Here is a 16325-nt window from a genome sequence, read left to right as displayed (position 1 = left end):
GCGCGGGCTGCTGCCCGGCGCCAGGGAGGCGGCCGGCCGGGAGCTGTCGAGGCCGTCGCCGTCAGCCGCGCAGCAGCAGCCACTCCTGGAGTTCCACGAGGTTGCCCTCCGGGTCCTTGAGGTGGGCGACGCGCATGCGGTCCGTCATGGGGGCCGGGCCGTGCAGCAGGGTCGCGCCGCGGGCGGTCAGCTCGGCGCAGTAGGCGTCGAGGTCGTCCACGCGCAGCACCACCAGGGAGCGGTGGCCGCTGGCCTCGTCGCCGAGCTCGCCCAGCACCTCGGCCATCATCGCCCGGTCCTGCAGGGCGATGCCCGCGGACCCGGTGGCCGGACTGAACTTCTCGTACGGCCCCTCGGCCGCCCCGGACTGCGGCTTGAGGCCCAGGACCTCGGCGTAGAAGCGGTAGGCGGCGGCGAAGTCGGTGACGAGCAACCGGACTTGGGCGAGTTCCACGACATCCCCTACGGTTCGGGACCGGCGATTGTCAGGACCAGCGGCCGGTGCGGCCCATCAGCAGGGCGGCCGCCGCGGTCCCCGCGGTCGATGTACGCAGCACCGTACGCCCGAGGACGTACGCCTTCGCTCCCGCCTCCTCGAACGCCGCCAGTTCCTCCGGGGAGACACCCCCTTCGGGGCCGACGACGAGCACGATGTCGCCCTCGGTGGGCAGTTCGGCGCCGGCCAGGCGCTCCTCGCCGCTCTCGTGGAGGACGGCCGCGAAGTCCGCCTCGGCCAGCAGTGCCGCGACCTGTCCGGTCGTCGCCGCGTCCGCGACCTGAGGGAAACGGACCCGGCGGGACTGCTTGCCGGCCTCGCGGGCGGTCGCCCGCCACTTGCCGAGCGCCTTCAGGCCGCGCTCGCCCTTCCACTGCGTGATACAGCGGGAGGCCTGCCAGGGCACCACGGCGTCCACGCCGACCTCGGTCATCGTCTCCACCGCCAGCTCACCGCGGTCCCCCTTGGGGAGGGCCTGCACGACGGTGATGCGGGGGGACTCCGGGGGCTCCTCGTGCACGGTCTCCAGGTCCGTGACGACCAGCCGGTCCTTGCCCTCGGCGGCCTTCACCACCCCCTCGGCCCAGCGACCTCGGCCGTCGGTGAGCACCACGTCCTCTCCGGGCCGCAGCCGCTTCACGGAGACCGCGTGCCGGCCTTCGGGACCGTCGAGCACGAACTCCGGTCCGGTCCCGGCCAGCTCGTCGACGACGAACACCGGTGCGGTCATCGCACGTCACCTCCCGCCGGCGGACGGACGGACAACGCCGTCCGGGCGGCGTCGAGTTCGGCCGCCAGCAGCTCCACCAGCTGTCCGGCGGGCAGCTCGCGGGCCATGCGGTGGCCCTGGCCCGCCCAGAGCGCCATGCCCTGCGGATCGCCCGCCTCGGCGGCGGCCCTGCGCAGGGGGGCGACGAGGTGGCTGATCTCCGGGTAGGCGGCCGGCGCGTACCGGCCGTGCTCGCGCACGAACCGGTTGACCAGGCTGCGGGCGGGACGGCCGGAGAACGCGCGGGTCAGCTCCGTGTGCGTGAACAGAGGGTCGGTCAGGGCCTGCTTGTGCAGGTCGTGCGCGCCGGACTCGGGGGTGGTCAGGAACGCGGTGCCCAGCTGGGCGGCGCTCGCGCCGGCCGCGAGGACGGCGGCGATCTGGCCGCCGCGCATGATGCCGCCGGCGGCGACGACCGGGAGGTTGACCGCCTCGCGGATCTGCGCGACGAGGGAGAGCACGCCGATACCGCAGCCGTCGTTCTCCGGGCAGTCGCGGTGGGCGCCCTGGTGGCCGCCGGCCTCCACGCCCTGGGCGACCACCGCGTCCGCGCCCGCCCGCTGCACGGCCAGCGCCTCCTCGACGGTCGTCGCGGTGACCAGGGTGAAGGTGCCGGCCCGGTGCAGGGAGTCGATCACCTCGCGGGTGGGAACGCCGAAGTGGAAGGAGACCACCGGCACCGGGTCGTCGAGGAGCACGGCCAGCTTGACGTCGTAGCCGTCGTCCCGCGCGCACTCCGGATCGCCCAGCTCGGTCCCGTACCAGGTGGCCTCACCGGCCAGCTGCTGGGCGTAGAGGTCGAGCGCGCCGGACTCGGCATGCTCGGCCTGGGGCACGAAGACGTTGACGCCGAAGGGACGGCCGGTCAGTCCGCGCAGCTGCTTGATCTCCTGGTACATCCCGTCGGCGGTCTTGTACCCGGCGGCGAGGAACCCGAGCCCGCCCGCGTCCGACACCGCGGCGGCGAGCGGCGGCCCGGAAGGACCGCCCGCCATCGGGGCCTGCACGATCGGGTGCGGGAAGAGATCGGTCAGTGCGGAGGACATGAGCGCATGGTGCCACGTCCTGCTCGAGGCTCCGAATCGGGCGGACCCCCGGCCTGCGCGAGGGGCGCCCACTGCCGGCAGCGGGCGCCTCCTCTCGATCAGCGGCCCAGCTCAGCGGCCGTTGAACGCGTCCTTCAACCGCGAGAACAACCCTTGCTGCCCCGGCTGGAACTGCCCCTGCGGCCGTTCCTCGCCGCGCAGCTTGGCCAGCTCGCGCAGCAGGCGCTCCTGCTCGGGGTCGAGCTTGCCCGGGGTCTGGACCTCGACGTGGACGACGAGGTCACCCCGGCCGCCGCCGCGCAGATGCGTGACGCCCCGGCCGTGCAGCGGGATCGACTGGCCGGACTGCGTGCCCGGGCGGATGTCGACCTCCTCCAGGCCGTCCAGGGTCTCCAGCGGCACCTTGGTGCCGAGGGCCGCCGCGGTCATCGGGATGGTGACCGTGCAGTGCAGGTCGTCGCCGCGCCGCTGGAACGTGGAGTGCGGCAGCTCGTGGATCTCGACGTACAGGTCACCGGCCGGGCCGCCGCCGGGGCCGACCTCGCCCTCGCCGGCCAGCTGGATGCGCGTGCCGTTGTCCACACCGGCCGGGATCTTCACCGTCAGCGTGCGCCGGGCACGGATGCGGCCGTCGCCCGCGCACTCCGGGCACGGGGTGGGCACGACGGTGCCGAAGCCCTGGCACTGGGGGCAGGGCCGGGACGTCATGACCTGGCCCAGGAAGGACCGGGTGACCTGCGAGACCTCACCGCGGCCACGGCACATGTCGCACGTCTGGGCGGAGGTCCCCGGGGCCGCGCCCTCGCCGTTGCAGGTGTTGCAGACGACGGCCGTGTCGACCTGGATGTCCTTCGTGGTGCCGAAGGCGGCCTCGTCCAGCTCCACCTCCAGCCGGATCATGGCGTCCTGGCCCCGGCGGGTGCGCGAGCGCGGTCCGCGCTGCGACGCCGTCCCGAAGAACGCGTCCATGATGTCGGAGAAGTTGCCGAAGGCGCCGGCCCCGAAGCCGCCCGCACCCGCGCCGCCGGACTGCGAGAGCGGGTCGCCGCCGAGGTCGTAGACCTGCTTCTTCTGCGGGTCCGACAGCACCTCGTAAGCGGCGTTGATCTCCTTGAACCGCTCCTGGGTCTTCGGATCCGGGTTGACGTCCGGGTGCAGCTCGCGCGCGAGCCGCCGGAAGGCCTTCTTGATCTCTTCCTGCGACGCGTCGCGACGCACGCCGAGAACGGCGTAGTAGTCCGTGGCCACTTACGACTCCGCCAGGATCTGTCCGACGTACCGTGCCACTGCGCGTACCGCTCCCATCGTTCCCGGGTAGTCCATGCGGGTCGGTCCGACCACGCCGAGCTTGGCGACTGCCTCGCCGCCCGAACCGTAGCCCACCGACACGACGGACGTGGAGTTGAGTCCTTCGTAGGCGTTCTCGTGACCGATGCGCACGGTCATGCCCTGGTCCTGTGTCTCACCGAGCAGCTTCAGCAGGACGACCTGCTCCTCCAGCGCCTCCAGGACGGGGCGGATGGTGAGGGGGAAGTCGTGTGCGAAGCGGGTCAGATTGGCGGTGCCGCCGATCATCAGCCGCTCCTCGTTCTCCTCGACCAGGGTCTCGAGGAGCGTGGACAGCACCGTGAAGACCGTACCGCGGTCCTCGAGGTCGAAGCCCTCGGGGAGATCTTCCACCAGGTGCGGCACATCCGTGAAACGGCGGCCGGCGACCCGGCTGTTCAACCGCGCCCGCAGGTCCGCGAGCGAGGTCTCGCCGAACGGGGCCGGGCAGTCGATCATCCGCTGCTCGACCCGCCCGGTGTCCGTGATCAGCACCAGCATCACGCGCGCGGGCGCGAGCGAGAGCAGCTCCACGTGCCGCACGGTCGAACGGGTCAGCGACGGATACTGCACCACGGCGACCTGCCGGGTCAGCTGCGCCAGCAGCCGCACCGTGCGGGCCACCACGTCGTCGAGGTCGACGGCGCCGTCGAGGAAGTTCTGGATGGCGCGCCGCTCCGGCGGGGTCATCGGCTTGACCCCGGCGAGCTTGTCGACGAAGAGGCGGTAGCCCTTGTCGGTGGGGATGCGGCCCGCGCTGGTGTGCGGCTGGGCGATGTAGCCCTCGTCCTCCAGGGCCGCCATGTCGTTGCGGACCGTGGCCGGTGAGACGCCGAGGTTGTGCCGCTCGGTGAGGGCCTTGGAGCCGACCGGCTCCTCGGTTCCGACGTAGTCCTGGACGATGGCACGCAACACCTGAAGCCGTCGCTCACTGAGCATCGCGTGCACCTCCAAAACTGCCTCGGATCCCGCCTGGCACTCGGCGCATACGAGTGCCAGCATTCCCGCGCCCAGTGTACGGCCGTCGGGTACACCGTCGGCAAGGCTGGTGCCGACGGGCCGGTGCGGGGAGGGATAGCGTCCCGGTATGACGGTGACTTGGGAAGAGCTGGGGTGGGAGCGGCTGGCGGAGGGGGTCGGCCGGGTGCGGTTGCCGGTGTGGGACTGCACCGTCGGGCTGGTCGTCTCGGGCGGCACGGCGCTGCTGGTGGACGCCGGGTCGAGCCTGGCGGAGGGAGCCCGGCTGCGGGCGCAGGCGCGGGAGCTCGGCGGCGGCGATGTGACACTTCTCGCGCTGACCCATCCGCACTTCGACCATGTCTTCGGGGCGGCGGCGTTCCCGGCCGCGGCGGTCTTCGCCGCCGGGGGCGCGCGTGCCGCGTCCGAGGACGGCCGCGCGCGCGAGGAGTTGCGCGCGGACGCCGTACGCAACGGACTGGACGCCGAGGCGGCCCGCGAGGCCGCGGCGGCGCTGGTGCGGCCCGGCCGCGAGGTGCGCGGCCGGCTGACCGTGGACCTCGGGGGCGGCCGTCGGGCGCTGCTCGCGGACGTGGGGCCCGGCCACACCGCGCACGACCTGGCGGTGGTGGTGCCGGGGCTCGCGGACGGGCGGACCGTGGTGTTCTGCGGCGATCTCGTCGAGGAGTCCGGCGAGCCGCAGGCCGGCCCCGACGCCGTGCCGTCCCGCTGGCCCGCCGCTCTGGACCGCCTGCTGGAGCTGGGCGGCGAGGACGCACTGTACGTGCCCGGTCACGGAGCGGTGGTCGGCGCCGAGTTCGTGCGCACCCAGCGCGACGCGCTCGCCGCCCGCTTCGGCGTGTCGAGCTGATCGCGTACGGCCTTCTCCATATCGTCACTCGAATGCGGCAGTACTCACCCGACCTGACCCCTCCGTGGAAGAAGCCGAAGGCCGTGCCCGAGGTGGCGGCGGAGCCGGGCCTGGTCGTCGAGGAACCGGGCACCGGCTTCTGCGGGGCGGTGATCCGCTGCGAGGCGGGCACGGTGACCCTGGAGGACCGCTTCGGCAAGCACCGGGTGTTCCCGCTCCGGCCCGGCGGCTTCCTGCTGGAGGGCAGGGCGGTGACGCTGGTGCGGCCGGCCTCCGGGCCGGCGCGTCCCACCCGCACGGCGTCCGGTTCGGTCGCCGTTCCCGGCGCACGCGCGCGCGTGGCCCGCGCCGGGCGGATCTATGTCGAGGGGCGGCACGACGCCGAGCTGGTCGAGAAGGTGTGGGGCGACGACCTGCGCGTCGAGGGCGTGGTCGTGGAGTACCTGGAGGGCGTCGACGACCTGCCGGCGATCGTGGAGGCCTTCGCTCCGGGCCCGGACGCGCGGCTGGGCGTGCTGGTGGACCACCTGGTGCCGGGCACCAAGGAGTGGCGCATCGCGGAGTCGGTGACCAGCGAGCACGCACTGGTGGTGGGCCACCCGTACATCGACATCTGGGAGGCGGTGAAGCCGGCCGCACTGGGCATCCCGGCCTGGCCCGCCGTCCCGCACGGCCAGGACTGGAAGACGGGCGTGTGCCGTGCGCTGGGGTGGCCCTCGGAGAACACCGGGGCGGTGTGGCAGGCGATCCTGAAGCGAGTGGGGTCCTACAAGGACCTGGAGCCGGAGCTGCTGGGGAGGGTTGAGGAACTGATCGACTTCGTCACGGCAGCGGGAAGCGGTGGGGCTTGACGTCGGGGAGGGTGCCGAACCCGCTGGTGTCCAGTTCGACGCCCAGTGCCTCGATACGCAGCGGTTCGCCGAACTTCCTCTTGGTCTGCCCCTTGTAGTCGGCGCTCTCGCCCTCGCCCTCGGGCCGCGTCAGCAGGACGCACTGCGCCATGACCGGATCGACGATGAGGTAGACGGGGATCCCGCCCGCTGCGTAGATGGAACGCTTGACGCAGTAATCCCTCTCGACGCTGGTCTTCGACACCACCTCGACGACCATCGTGATGAGACTGGCCGGGAGGAGCCGACCTGAAGCGGGCAGGATTTCGGGAGCAACGACAACAAGATCCGGGACAGGCTCGCTGGCTTCGTCGATGATGTCGACGTCCTGGGTCTGAAGGCTGTACCAGTGCTCAAGTGGAATCTGCCTCCCGAGCAGCATCACGATCAGGTTATGGACCAGATCAGGGATCGCCGTCATCACGATTTCCCCCCGCAGAAGCTCCACCGTGAGTCCGTCGGGTGGCTCGAACCCCTCGAAGAACTCTGCGACTCCACGTTCGTCCACAGCGGTCATCTCCGTGGCCTCCACATTCGCCGCGTACTGTCAGCGGCAGCCTACGAACCAGGTTAGGGATCGAACCGGTTCTCCGGGGGCATTCACCGGCCGGAGTGATCAGTCCACCAGGTCCCGCACCACGGCGTCCGCCAGCAGCCGCCCGCGCAGCGTCAGCGCCGCCCGGCCCTCCTCGTACGGCCCGCTCCGCAGGAGCCCGTCCTCCAGCGCCCGCCGGGACGCCGCCAGTCCCTCGGGACGCAGCAAGTCCAACGGTGCCCCCTCCCGCAGCCGCAGCTCCAGCAGGATCCGCTCCACCCGGCGGTCCTCCTCCGACAGAACCTCACGCCCCGCCCCCGGCGACCGCCTCTCCGCGAGCGCCGCCGCGTACGCGCCCGGGTGCTTGACGTTCCACCAGCGCACCCCGCCCACGTGCGAGTGCGCCCCCGGGCCCGCGCCCCACCAGTCGGCGCCGCGCCAGTACAGCTCGTTGTGCAGGCAGCGCCCCGCCTCGGAGGTGGCCCAGTTGGAGACCTCGTACCAGTCGAAGCCCGCCGCGGACAGGGTCTCCTCGGCGATCAGGTAGCGGTCGGCGTGCACGTCGTCGTCCGTCATCGAGATCTCGCCGCGCCGGATCCGGCGGGCGAGCCGGGTGCCCTCCTCGACGATCAGCGCGTAGGCGCTGATGTGGTCCGGACCCGCGCCCAGCGCCGCGTCCAGCGACGCCCGCCAGTCGTCGTCGGACTCGCCGGGGGTGCCGTAGATCAGGTCGAGGTTGACGTGGTCGAAGCCGGCCGCACGGGCCTCGGCCACACACGCCTCGGGGCGGCCGGGGGTGTGGGTCCGGTCGAGGATCTTCAGCACGTGCTGCTTCGCGCTCTGCATGCCGAAGGAGATCCGGTTGAAGCCGCCCTCCCTGAGGGCCGTCAGATACGCCGGGTCGACCGACTCCGGGTTGGCCTCCGTGGTGACCTCCGCGTCCGGGGCCAGGCCGAACTCGTCGCGGACCGCCGCCAGCATCCGTACGAGGTCGCCGGCGGCCAGCAGGGTCGGCGTGCCGCCGCCGACGAAGACCGTGCGGACCTCGCGCGGGTCGTCGCCGAGCACCTTGCGGGCGAGGCGGATCTCGTCGATCAGCGAGTCCGCGTAGTTGTCCCGGGAGGCCAGAACTCCGCCCGTGCCGCGCAGCTCGGTCGCCGTGTAGGTGTTGAAGTCGCAGTACCCGCAGCGGGTCGCGCAGTACGGGACATGGAGGTAGAAGCCGAGCGGGCGGTCGGCCGCCCCGGCGAGCGCCGGTGCGGGCAGTGCGCCGTCGGCGGGGACGGGCTCGCCGTCGGGGAGTGCGGAAGGCATGCCTTCCATTGTCCAGCACCCGGGTGGTAGCCCCGCTGTCCCTACCCGGGCGGTCGCCCGCCGCGCCGGCCCGGGGCGGTGGCCCCCCGGCACCGCGCGTGCCGCGCCTACTGGGCCTGGAGCACCATCAGGGCCAGGTCGTCCTCGGGCGGGCGTTGCGCGAACTCGTGCACCAGCAGCCGGATGCGCTCGGCGATCGAGCCGGCGTCCAGCCCGGCGCAGCCGGCGAGGGCGGCGGCGAGCCCGTCGCCGTCGTCGAACTGGCGGGAGCCGCAGCGCCGCTCGGTCACCCCGTCGGTGACGCACAGCAGCGTGTCGCCGGGTTTCAGCTCGAATGCGTCGCTGGTGTACGTCTCGTCCTCGATGACACCGAGCAGGGTCTGCGGACGCGCGACCGGGCGGACGTCCCCGGCGCGGGTGAGGAGCAGCGGGAGCGGGTGCCCGGCGCTGGCGAGGGTGCACCGGACGCCGCCGTCGAAGGGGGCCAGCTCGCCGTACAGGAGGGACAGGAAGCGGGTCTGGGGGCCGTCACCGGGTGCGGCGGGGCCCACCAGAGCCCGCGCGGCGGCGTCGGCCGCCTCGGTGGCGTCGTCGAGGAGGAGCTGGTTGAGGCGGTCCAGGACGTCGGCGACGCCGTAGCCCTCGCGGGCCAGCAGCCGCAGCCAGGGCCGGGCGAGTCCGATGACCACGGCGGCCTCCGGGCCCTTGCCCTGTACGTCGCCCACCGCGAAGCACCAGCGGCCGTCGCCGGCCGGGAAGAGGTCGTAGAAGTCCCCGCTGGGGCCGCCCTGGTCGCAGGGCTCGTAGACGAGGGCGCTGCGCACTCCGGGGATCTCGGCGACCGCTCCGGGCAGCAGTCCGCGCTGGAGCACGGCGCTGATGGTGGCCTGGCGGGCGTACTGCCGGGCCGCGCCGATGCCGAGCGCCACCCGGCGGCTCAGGTCCTCGACCAGCCCGGTGATCTCGTCGGGGAAGCGCGTCAGGCCGGCCCGGCCGATCACGAGGGTGCCCAGCGGGCGGCCGCCGGCGATCAGGCGGTAGGCGAGGGCTGCGCCGTGGGCCGCGCGGGGTCCGAGGGCCTGGGCGGGCCAGGGGTAGGGGGCCGGGCCGGAGGAGCGTAAGTCCTCGGTGGGCTGCGGCGGGTCCTTCTCCAGGGCGCGGCGCAGTTCCTCCAGGTGGTTCTCGCTGCCGTGCCAGACCCGGGCGAGGCGCGGCCCGGCGGCGCCCGTGCCGTCGCTCCAGCCGCCCCGGGCAGTGGCCTCGTCCTCCAGCCACACCGCGCACCAGTCGGCCAGCCGGGGCACGATCAGCTGCCCGGTGAGCGCGGCGACCAGGTCCTCGTCGAGCTGTCCGGCGAGCAGGTCGGACGCCTCGGCGAGGAAGGACAGGGCGCCGCGGCCCAGCCACTCGCGGTCGCGTTCGGCGCGCTGCGGGTCGGGAGCGAGGACCTCGGCGACGGCGAGGCCGGGCTCCGCGCCGTACGCCTCGGTGTCCTCCTCGTCGCTCTCGGCGGGCAGCCGGGCCCACACCGTCTTGGCTCCGGTCCGGTAGGTGATGCCCCACTCCTGCGCGAGCGCGGCGACCAGCCGCAGCCCGCGGCCGTACTCCGGGGGTTCGCAGGGCGCGTCGCCGGCATGGTCGCGGGGGGCCCGCGAGGGGTGCTGGTCGGACACCTCGACGACGCACGCGCCGGTCTCCGGCTCCAGACGGCAGACCAGTTCGACGTCGGTGCCCGCGTGCACGACGGCGTTGGTGACCAGTTCGCTGACGGCCACCAGGACGTCGTCGGCCAGGCGGTCGGGGACGGTCAGGCCGAGTTCCCGCCACTCCGTGACCGCCGCACGCGCCAGCGCCCGGGCGGAACCCGGCGCGAGGGGGCTTCCGGGCAAGGTCGCCTGCGCCTGGGTACGCCCCTGAGCACGCTGCTCCGTGTCACCGCCCCGGGAGAGGGTCTCCCGTTGCGTCGGAATGGCCACCATGACGGCTCCCCGGACAGTGCGGACGCGCGCCCTAGGCACGCACGACGCGGACAGGGTGACAGAAAGACCGCGTCCATGAGCACCGAGTAACCGAAATGAGCCATGCAAGACAAGAACCGGGCGCGATCCGCATGCGAAGACGGACAGATCCGATCAACGGATCTGTCCGCTTCGTTCGTTCGGTTGATTCCGGTTTGTTTCGGCCGCGGTCAGGCCTCGCGGGTGCCCGCGTACATCTCGTCGATCAGATGCTTGTACTCGCGCTCCACCACCGGCCGCTTCAGCTTCAGGGACGGGGTGATCTCGCCGTGCTCCACGTCCAGGTCGCGCGGGAGCAGACGGAACTTCTTGACGGTCTGCCAGCGCTGGAGGCCCGCGTTGAGCTGCTGGACGTAGCCGTCGACCATCTCCACCGTCTGCGGCGCGGCGACGACGTCCGCGTAGGACCTGCCCTCCAGGCCGTTCTCCTTGGCCCACTCCAGGATCGCGACCTCGTCCAGGGCGATGAGGGCGGTGCAGAAGTTCCGGTCGGCGCCGTGGACCAGGATGTTGGAGACGTACGGGCACACGGCCTTGAACTGGCCCTCGACCTCGGCGGGCGCGATGTACTTGCCGCCGGAGGTCTTGATCAGGTCCTTCTTGCGGTCGGTGATGCGCAGATAGCCGTCCGGCGAGAGCTCGCCGATGTCGCCGGTGTGGAACCAGCCGTCGGACTCCAGCACCTCGTCGGTCTTCTCGGGCAGCTTGTGGTAGCCCTGCATGATGCCGGGGCCGCGCAGCAGGATCTCGCCGTCGTCGGCGATACGGACCTCGGTGCCCGGCAGCGGCTTGCCGACGGTGCCGGTGCGGTAGGCCTCGCCCGGGTTGACGAAGGAGGCCGCGGAGGACTCGGTGAGGCCGTAGCCCTCCAGGATGTGGATGCCGGCGCCGGCGAAGAAGTAGCCGATCTCCGGGGCGAGCGCGGCGCTGCCCGACACACAGGCGCGCAGCCGGCCACCGAATGCCTCGCGGATCTTGGCGTAGACGAGCCGGTCGGCGACCTTGTGCTTGGAGGCCAGGGCGAAGGGCGCGGAGTGGACGCCGGTGCGCTTGAAGTTGTCCTGGGTGACCTTGGCGTACTCGCGGGCGACCTCGGCGGCCCACTGGAAGATCTTGTACTTGGCCGCGCCGCCCGCGCGCGCCTTGGCGGCCACACCGTTGTACACCTTCTCGAAGATGCGCGGCACGGCCGCCATGTAGGTCGGCTGGACCACCGGCAGGTTCTCGATGATCTTGTCGACCCGGCCGTCGACGGCGGTGACGTGGCCGACCTCGATCTGACCGGAGGTGAGGACCTTGCCGAAGACGTGCGCGAGCGGCAGCCACAGGTACTGCACGTCGTCCGGGCCGATCAGGCCGGTGGAGGCGATCGCCTTCGCCATGTACGACCAGTTGTCGTGCGGCAGCCGGACGCCCTTGGGGCGGCCCGTGGTGCCGGAGGTGTAGATGAGGGTGGCGAGCTGGTCCTTGGTGAGCGCGCCGACCCGCTCCTTGATCAGCTCGGGGTGCTTGTCCAGGTAGGCGGCGCCGCGCTGTTCCAGCTCGGCGAGCGTGAGCACCCAGTCGCCGCTCTCGACGCCGGCCGGGTCGATGACGACGACGTGGTGCAGGTCGGGCAGCTCCGCCCGCTTCTCGGCCGCCTTGGCCAGCTGTGCCGCGTTCTCCGCGACGAGGACCTTGCTCTCGGAGTCGGAGAGGATGAAGGCCGATTCCTCCGCGTTGGTCTGCGGATAGATCGTGGTGGTGGCCGCACCCGCGCACATGATGCCGAGGTCGGCGAGCAGCCACTCCACCCGCGTGGCGGAGGCGAGCGCGACCCGCTCCTCGGGCCGCACACCCAGCTCGATGAGGCCGGCGGCGATCGCGAAGACCCGCTGGGCGGCCTGTGCCCAGCTCAGCGACTTCCAGTCGTCCGGGCCCTCGCCGGAAGCGGGCGGCACCGGATACCGGTAGGCCTCGGCGTCCGGTGTGGCCGCCACACGCTCCAAAAAGAGTGCCGCCACGGACGGCGGACGGTTCTCGATCAGGGTCTGTGCGTCGCTCACGACATCCTCCGGGGCCCGCGACAGTGCGGCGGCTGGCTCAGGTGCGGCTGGGCTGGATCAGGTGCGGCTGGGTGGATCAGGGTGCGCTGCGGCCACTCACGGGGTCACGGCTCGGGGCCGTTGTTTAACTCGTGAGTAACTACCGAGCAGGGACAGATTAAGGGGCCTTCCGTCACCGCGTAAGGGGCTGCGGCCTGTCACTTCCTACCGACAGGGGGCACCCCCATGCACCGGGGCCCGCCGCACTATCGCGCGACGGGCCCCATTTCACCCGGTTCGCCGGGGTGCCGACCGCCCGCTCCGGGCGATCGTCGGTTACTTCTTGCCCTTGGCCGAACCCGCGCTGTCATCACTGGAGAGCACCGCGATGAAGGCCTCCTGCGGAACCTCCACGGAACCCACCATCTTCATGCGCTTCTTGCCCTCCTTCTGCTTCTCCAGCAGCTTCCGCTTACGGGAGATGTCACCGCCGTAGCACTTGGCGAGGACGTCCTTGCGGATGGCGCGGATGGTCTCGCGGGCGATCACGCGGGAGCCGATGGCGGCCTGCACGGGCACCTCGAAGTTCTGCCGCGGGATCAGCTCCTTGAGCTTGGCGACGAGCCGGACGCCGTAGGCGTACGCCTGGTCCTTGTGGGTGATCGCCGAGAAGGCGTCCACCTTGTCGCCGTGCAGCAGGATGTCGACCTTGACCAGGGAGCTGCTCTGCTCGCCCGTGGGCTCGTAGTCCAGGGAGGCGTAACCGCGCGTCTTGGACTTCAGCTGGTCGAAGAAGTCGAAGACGATCTCCGCGAGCGGCAGCGTGTAGCGGATCTCCACACGGTCCTCGGAGAGGTAGTCCATGCCGAGCAGCGTGCCGCGCCGGGTCTGGCACAGCTCCATGATCGCGCCGATGAACTCGGTGGGCGCGAGGATCGTGGCCCGCACGACCGGCTCGAAGACCTCGTCGATCTTGCCCTCGGGGAACTCGCTCGGGTTGGTGACGACGTGCTCCGTGCCGTCCTCCATGATCACGCGGTAGACCACGTTGGGCGCGGTGGCGATCAGGTCGAGACCGAACTCGCGCTCCAGCCGCTCGCGGATCACGTCCAGGTGGAGCAGGCCGAGGAAGCCGACGCGGAAGCCGAAGCCGAGGGCGGCGGACGTCTCCGGCTCGTAGACCAGTGCGGCGTCGTTGAGCTGGAGCTTGTCCAGCGCCTCGCGCAGCTCCGGGTAGTCGGACCCGTCCAGCGGATACAGCCCGGAGAAGACCATGGGCTTGGGGTCCTTGTAGCCGCCGAGCGCATCCTCGGCCCCCTTGTGCTGGCTGGTGACGGTGTCACCGACCTTGGACTGGCGGACGTCCTTCACCCCGGTGATGAGGTAGCCCACCTCGCCGACGCCCAGGCCGTCGGCCGGAAGCATCTCCGGCGAGTTGGTGCCGATCTCCAGCAGCTCGTGGGTGGCGCCGGTGGACATCATCCGGATCCGCTCACGCTTGTTGAGCTGGCCGTCGACCACACGGACGTACGTCACGACGCCCCGGTAGGAGTCGTAGACCGAGTCGAAGATCATCGCGCGGGCGGGGGCGTCGGCGACGCCGACCGGGGCGGGGATCTGCTCGACCACCTTGTCCAGCAGCGCCTCGACGCCGAGGCCGGTCTTGGCGGAGACCTTCAGCACGTCGTCGGGGTCGCAGCCGACGAGGTTGGCCAGCTCCTCGGCGAACTTCTCCGGCTGGGCGGCCGGCAGGTCGATCTTGTTGAGGACCGGGATGATCGTGAGGTCGTTCTCCATCGCCAGGTAGAGATTGGCGAGGGTCTGCGCCTCGATGCCCTGGGCCGCGTCGACGAGGAGGATGGTTCCCTCGCAGGCGGCGAGCGAGCGGGATACCTCGTAGGTGAAGTCGACGTGCCCCGGCGTGTCGATCATGTTGAGGATGTGCGTGTTGCCGGGGTCGTGGGTGGGGGCCCACGGCAGACGCACCGCCTGGGACTTGATCGTGATGCCGCGCTCGCGCTCGATGTCCATGCGGTCGAGGTACTGAGCGCGCATCTGCCGCTGCTCGACCACACCGGTCAGCTGGAGCATCCGGTCGGCGAGCGTGGACTTGCCGTGGTCGATGTGCGCGATGATGCAGAAATTGCGGATCAGAGCCGGGTCGGTACGGCTCGGCTCGGGCACATGGGTAGGGGTCGCGGGCACGCAGGGTCCTGATTCTTGAGGCGTCCGCATACGTGTGCTTGTCCGTCTGCGGTCTCGGGTCGGATCGATACGTAGTCTCCATGGTCCCACGGACGGCGACCTGGGACGGGTTTGGGCCACCCGATGGGCCGCTGGTACTGTGGGGGGCTGTGTCTCATGCCCTCTCAGCGCGAGGCACATCGGAAAATTTCGAAAGAGAAGGCTCATTCGTGGCGAACATCAAGTCCCAGATCAAGCGGATCAAGACCAACGAGAAGGCTCGGCTGCGCAACAAGGCCGTCAAGTCCTCCCTGAAGACCGCGGTCCGCAAGGCCCGTGAGGCCGTTGCCGCGGGTGACGTCGAGAAGGCCACCGAGTACCAGCGCGCCGCCGCGCGTCAGCTCGACAAGGCCGTCTCGAAGGGCGTCATCCACAAGAACCAGGCCGCCAACAAGAAGTCGGCGCTGGCTTCCAAGGTCGCGTCCCTCAAGGGCTGAGCTTCCTGACTTGACGCCGGGAGGACCAGAGCGGGCCCTCTCTCATCCGCTCCCGACCGGCACCCAGGATCCATGCGCGGCCTGCGTTCGCCACGCGGGCATGGATCCACGAGCGTGACCGAAGGCCCCGACCGCCTCCCTTCCCCAGGGAGAGCGGCCGGGGCCTTCGGCTTGCCGGCCCACGCCCTGCCTCCGGGGATCTCGAGTCCCCGTCCCGAGTCGTCCGGCCCGCCGGGGATGCGGGACAGCCCTTCAGGCCCGTCCCCGTGAGCGTGCCGCTCGGGCGATGGTGACGACGGCCTTCTCCAGGGCGTACTCGGGGTCGTCGCCGCCGCCCTTCACACCGGCGTCCGCCTCGGCCACCGCGCGCAGAGCCACCGATATCCCGTCCGGGGTCCAGCCGCGCATCTGCTGCCGGACCCGGTCGATCTTCCACGGCGGCATGCCGAGCTCCCGCGCCAGATCGGCGGGGCGTCCGCCGCGTGCGGACGCCAGCTTCCCGATCGCGCGCACGCCCTGGGCGAGCGCGCTGGTGATCATCACCGGGGCCACGCCCGTGGCGAGCGACCACCGCAGCGCCTCCAGTGCCTCCGCGGCCCGGCCCTCCACGGCCCGGTCCGCGACGGTGAAGCTGGAGGCCTCGGCCCGCCCGGTGTAGTAACGCCCGACGACGGCCTCGTCGATGGTCCCCTCGACGTCGGCGACCAGTTGCGACACCGCCGACGCCAGCTCGCGCAGGTCACTGCCGATGGCATCCACCAGCGCCTGGCACGCCTCGGGCGTCGCCGAACGCCCCAGCCCGCGGAACTCGCCCCGCACGAAGGCGAGCCGGTCGGCCGGCTTGGTCATCTTCGGGCAGGCCACCTCCCGTGCCCCCGCCTTGCGCGCGGCGTCCAGCAGTCCCTTGCCCTTGGCGCCGCCCGCGTGCAGCAGCACCAGGGTGATCTCCTCGGCCGGCGCCCCGAGATACGCCTTCACGTCCTTGATCGTGTCGGCCGAAAGGTCCTGTGCGTTGCGCACGACCACGACCTTGCGCTCCGCGAAGAGCGACGGACTGGTCAGCTCGGCGAGCGTGCCGGGCTGCAACTGGTCCGGGGTGAGGTCCCGTACGTCCGTGTCGGCGTCGGCGGCCTTCGCGGCGGCCACCACCTCCCGCACGGCACGGTCGAGCAGCAGGTCCTCCTGCCCGACGGCGAGCGTCACCGGGGCGAGAGGGTCGTCATTCGCAGTCTTCCTGGCCATCGGGACAAGCATCCCACGGGGCACTGACAACGAGCGGCGGGCGGCAAGCGGCGGGCGGCGGGCGGCAAGCGGCGGGCGGCGGGCGGCGGGCGGCGGGCGGCGGGCGGCGGGCGGCGGGCGGCGGGCGGCGGGCGGCGGGCGGCGGGCGGCGGGCGG

The 16325-nt window shown here is 71.8% G+C and carries 14 protein-coding genes; 3 read left to right on the top strand and 11 right to left on the bottom strand.

Going from position 1 to position 16325, the window contains the following annotated elements:
- Positions 1-61 precede the first annotated feature (61 nt).
- The 5 genes from ACWDUZ_RS06780 to hrcA all read right to left on the bottom strand — a co-directional run bounded on the left by ACWDUZ_RS06780 (position 62) and on the right by hrcA (position 4576).
- A complete protein-coding gene (locus ACWDUZ_RS06780) occupies positions 62-454 on the bottom strand; it encodes a VOC family protein (RefSeq protein WP_451630725.1) in 393 nt (130 codons plus the stop codon).
- Between the two features lie 31 nt (positions 455-485).
- Complete coding sequence (locus tag ACWDUZ_RS06775) at positions 486-1226, bottom strand: 16S rRNA (uracil(1498)-N(3))-methyltransferase (RefSeq protein ID WP_451630724.1); 741 nt, start codon at positions 1224-1226, stop codon at positions 486-488.
- Positions 1223-2311, bottom strand: a complete 1089-nt coding sequence (locus ACWDUZ_RS06770; protein WP_451630723.1) for a nitronate monooxygenase — start codon at positions 2309-2311, stop codon at positions 1223-1225. The genes ACWDUZ_RS06775 and ACWDUZ_RS06770 overlap by 4 nt, the downstream gene beginning before the upstream one ends.
- A 111-nt stretch (positions 2312-2422) precedes the next feature.
- The gene (gene dnaJ, locus ACWDUZ_RS06765; protein WP_451630722.1) at positions 2423-3559 is read right to left on the bottom strand and encodes a molecular chaperone DnaJ; all 1137 of its coding nucleotides are present in this window, start codon (positions 3557-3559) and stop codon (positions 2423-2425) included.
- Positions 3560-4576 carry a heat-inducible transcriptional repressor HrcA gene (hrcA, locus tag ACWDUZ_RS06760; RefSeq protein ID WP_451630721.1) on the bottom strand — a complete coding sequence of 339 codons (1017 nt, stop codon included), beginning with the start codon at positions 4574-4576 and terminating at the stop codon, positions 3560-3562. It lies immediately after the preceding gene.
- A gap of 148 nt (positions 4577-4724) precedes the next feature.
- Between hrcA and ACWDUZ_RS06755 the strand changes: the two genes are divergently transcribed.
- Together ACWDUZ_RS06755 and ACWDUZ_RS06750 are read left to right on the top strand one after the other, a co-directional pair.
- Positions 4725-5465, top strand: coding sequence for an MBL fold metallo-hydrolase (locus tag ACWDUZ_RS06755; protein ID WP_451630720.1), 741 nt, complete (start codon positions 4725-4727; stop codon positions 5463-5465).
- Between the two features lie 32 nt (positions 5466-5497).
- Positions 5498-6316: a DUF3097 domain-containing protein gene (locus ACWDUZ_RS06750; protein WP_451630719.1), complete on the top strand. Its 819-nt coding sequence runs from the start codon at positions 5498-5500 to the stop codon at positions 6314-6316.
- Here ACWDUZ_RS06750 and ACWDUZ_RS06745 read toward each other — a convergent pair.
- The 5 genes from ACWDUZ_RS06745 to lepA all read right to left on the bottom strand — a co-directional run bounded on the left by ACWDUZ_RS06745 (position 6288) and on the right by lepA (position 14451).
- Positions 6288-6872 carry a Uma2 family endonuclease gene (locus ACWDUZ_RS06745; protein ID WP_451630718.1) on the bottom strand — a complete coding sequence of 195 codons (585 nt, stop codon included), beginning with the start codon at positions 6870-6872 and terminating at the stop codon, positions 6288-6290. The two genes, ACWDUZ_RS06750 and ACWDUZ_RS06745, sit on opposite strands and share 29 nt — an antisense overlap.
- A gap of 99 nt (positions 6873-6971) precedes the next feature.
- Complete coding sequence (hemW, locus tag ACWDUZ_RS06740) at positions 6972-8204, bottom strand: radical SAM family heme chaperone HemW (protein ID WP_451630717.1); 1233 nt, start codon at positions 8202-8204, stop codon at positions 6972-6974.
- Positions 8205-8311: 107 nt separating this feature from the next.
- A complete protein-coding gene (locus tag ACWDUZ_RS06735; RefSeq protein ID WP_451630716.1) occupies positions 8312-10183 on the bottom strand; it encodes a SpoIIE family protein phosphatase in 1872 nt (623 codons plus the stop codon).
- Positions 10184-10392: 209 nt separating this feature from the next.
- Complete coding sequence (locus tag ACWDUZ_RS06730) at positions 10393-12267, bottom strand: AMP-dependent synthetase/ligase (protein ID WP_451630715.1); 1875 nt, start codon at positions 12265-12267, stop codon at positions 10393-10395.
- Positions 12268-12582: 315 nt separating this feature from the next.
- Positions 12583-14451 carry a translation elongation factor 4 gene (gene lepA / locus ACWDUZ_RS06725; protein WP_451630714.1) on the bottom strand — a complete coding sequence of 623 codons (1869 nt, stop codon included), beginning with the start codon at positions 14449-14451 and terminating at the stop codon, positions 12583-12585.
- A 209-nt stretch (positions 14452-14660) separates the two neighbouring features.
- Here lepA and rpsT point away from each other — a divergent pair, with 209 nt between their 5' ends.
- A complete protein-coding gene (gene rpsT / locus ACWDUZ_RS06720) occupies positions 14661-14927 on the top strand; it encodes a 30S ribosomal protein S20 (protein WP_451630713.1) in 267 nt (88 codons plus the stop codon).
- 252 nt (positions 14928-15179) lie between these two features.
- On the opposite strand, the gene holA is transcribed toward rpsT, so the two are convergent.
- Positions 15180-16169 (bottom strand): DNA polymerase III subunit delta, encoded by a 990-nt coding sequence (holA, locus tag ACWDUZ_RS06715; protein WP_451630712.1) that lies wholly within the window; start codon positions 16167-16169, stop codon positions 15180-15182.
- Between the last annotated feature and the right edge of the window lie 156 nt (positions 16170-16325).

It is taken from the genome of Streptomyces sp. NPDC003393 (genome assembly GCF_053589015.1).
This window is presented reverse-complemented; position numbering and strand designations above follow the sequence as displayed.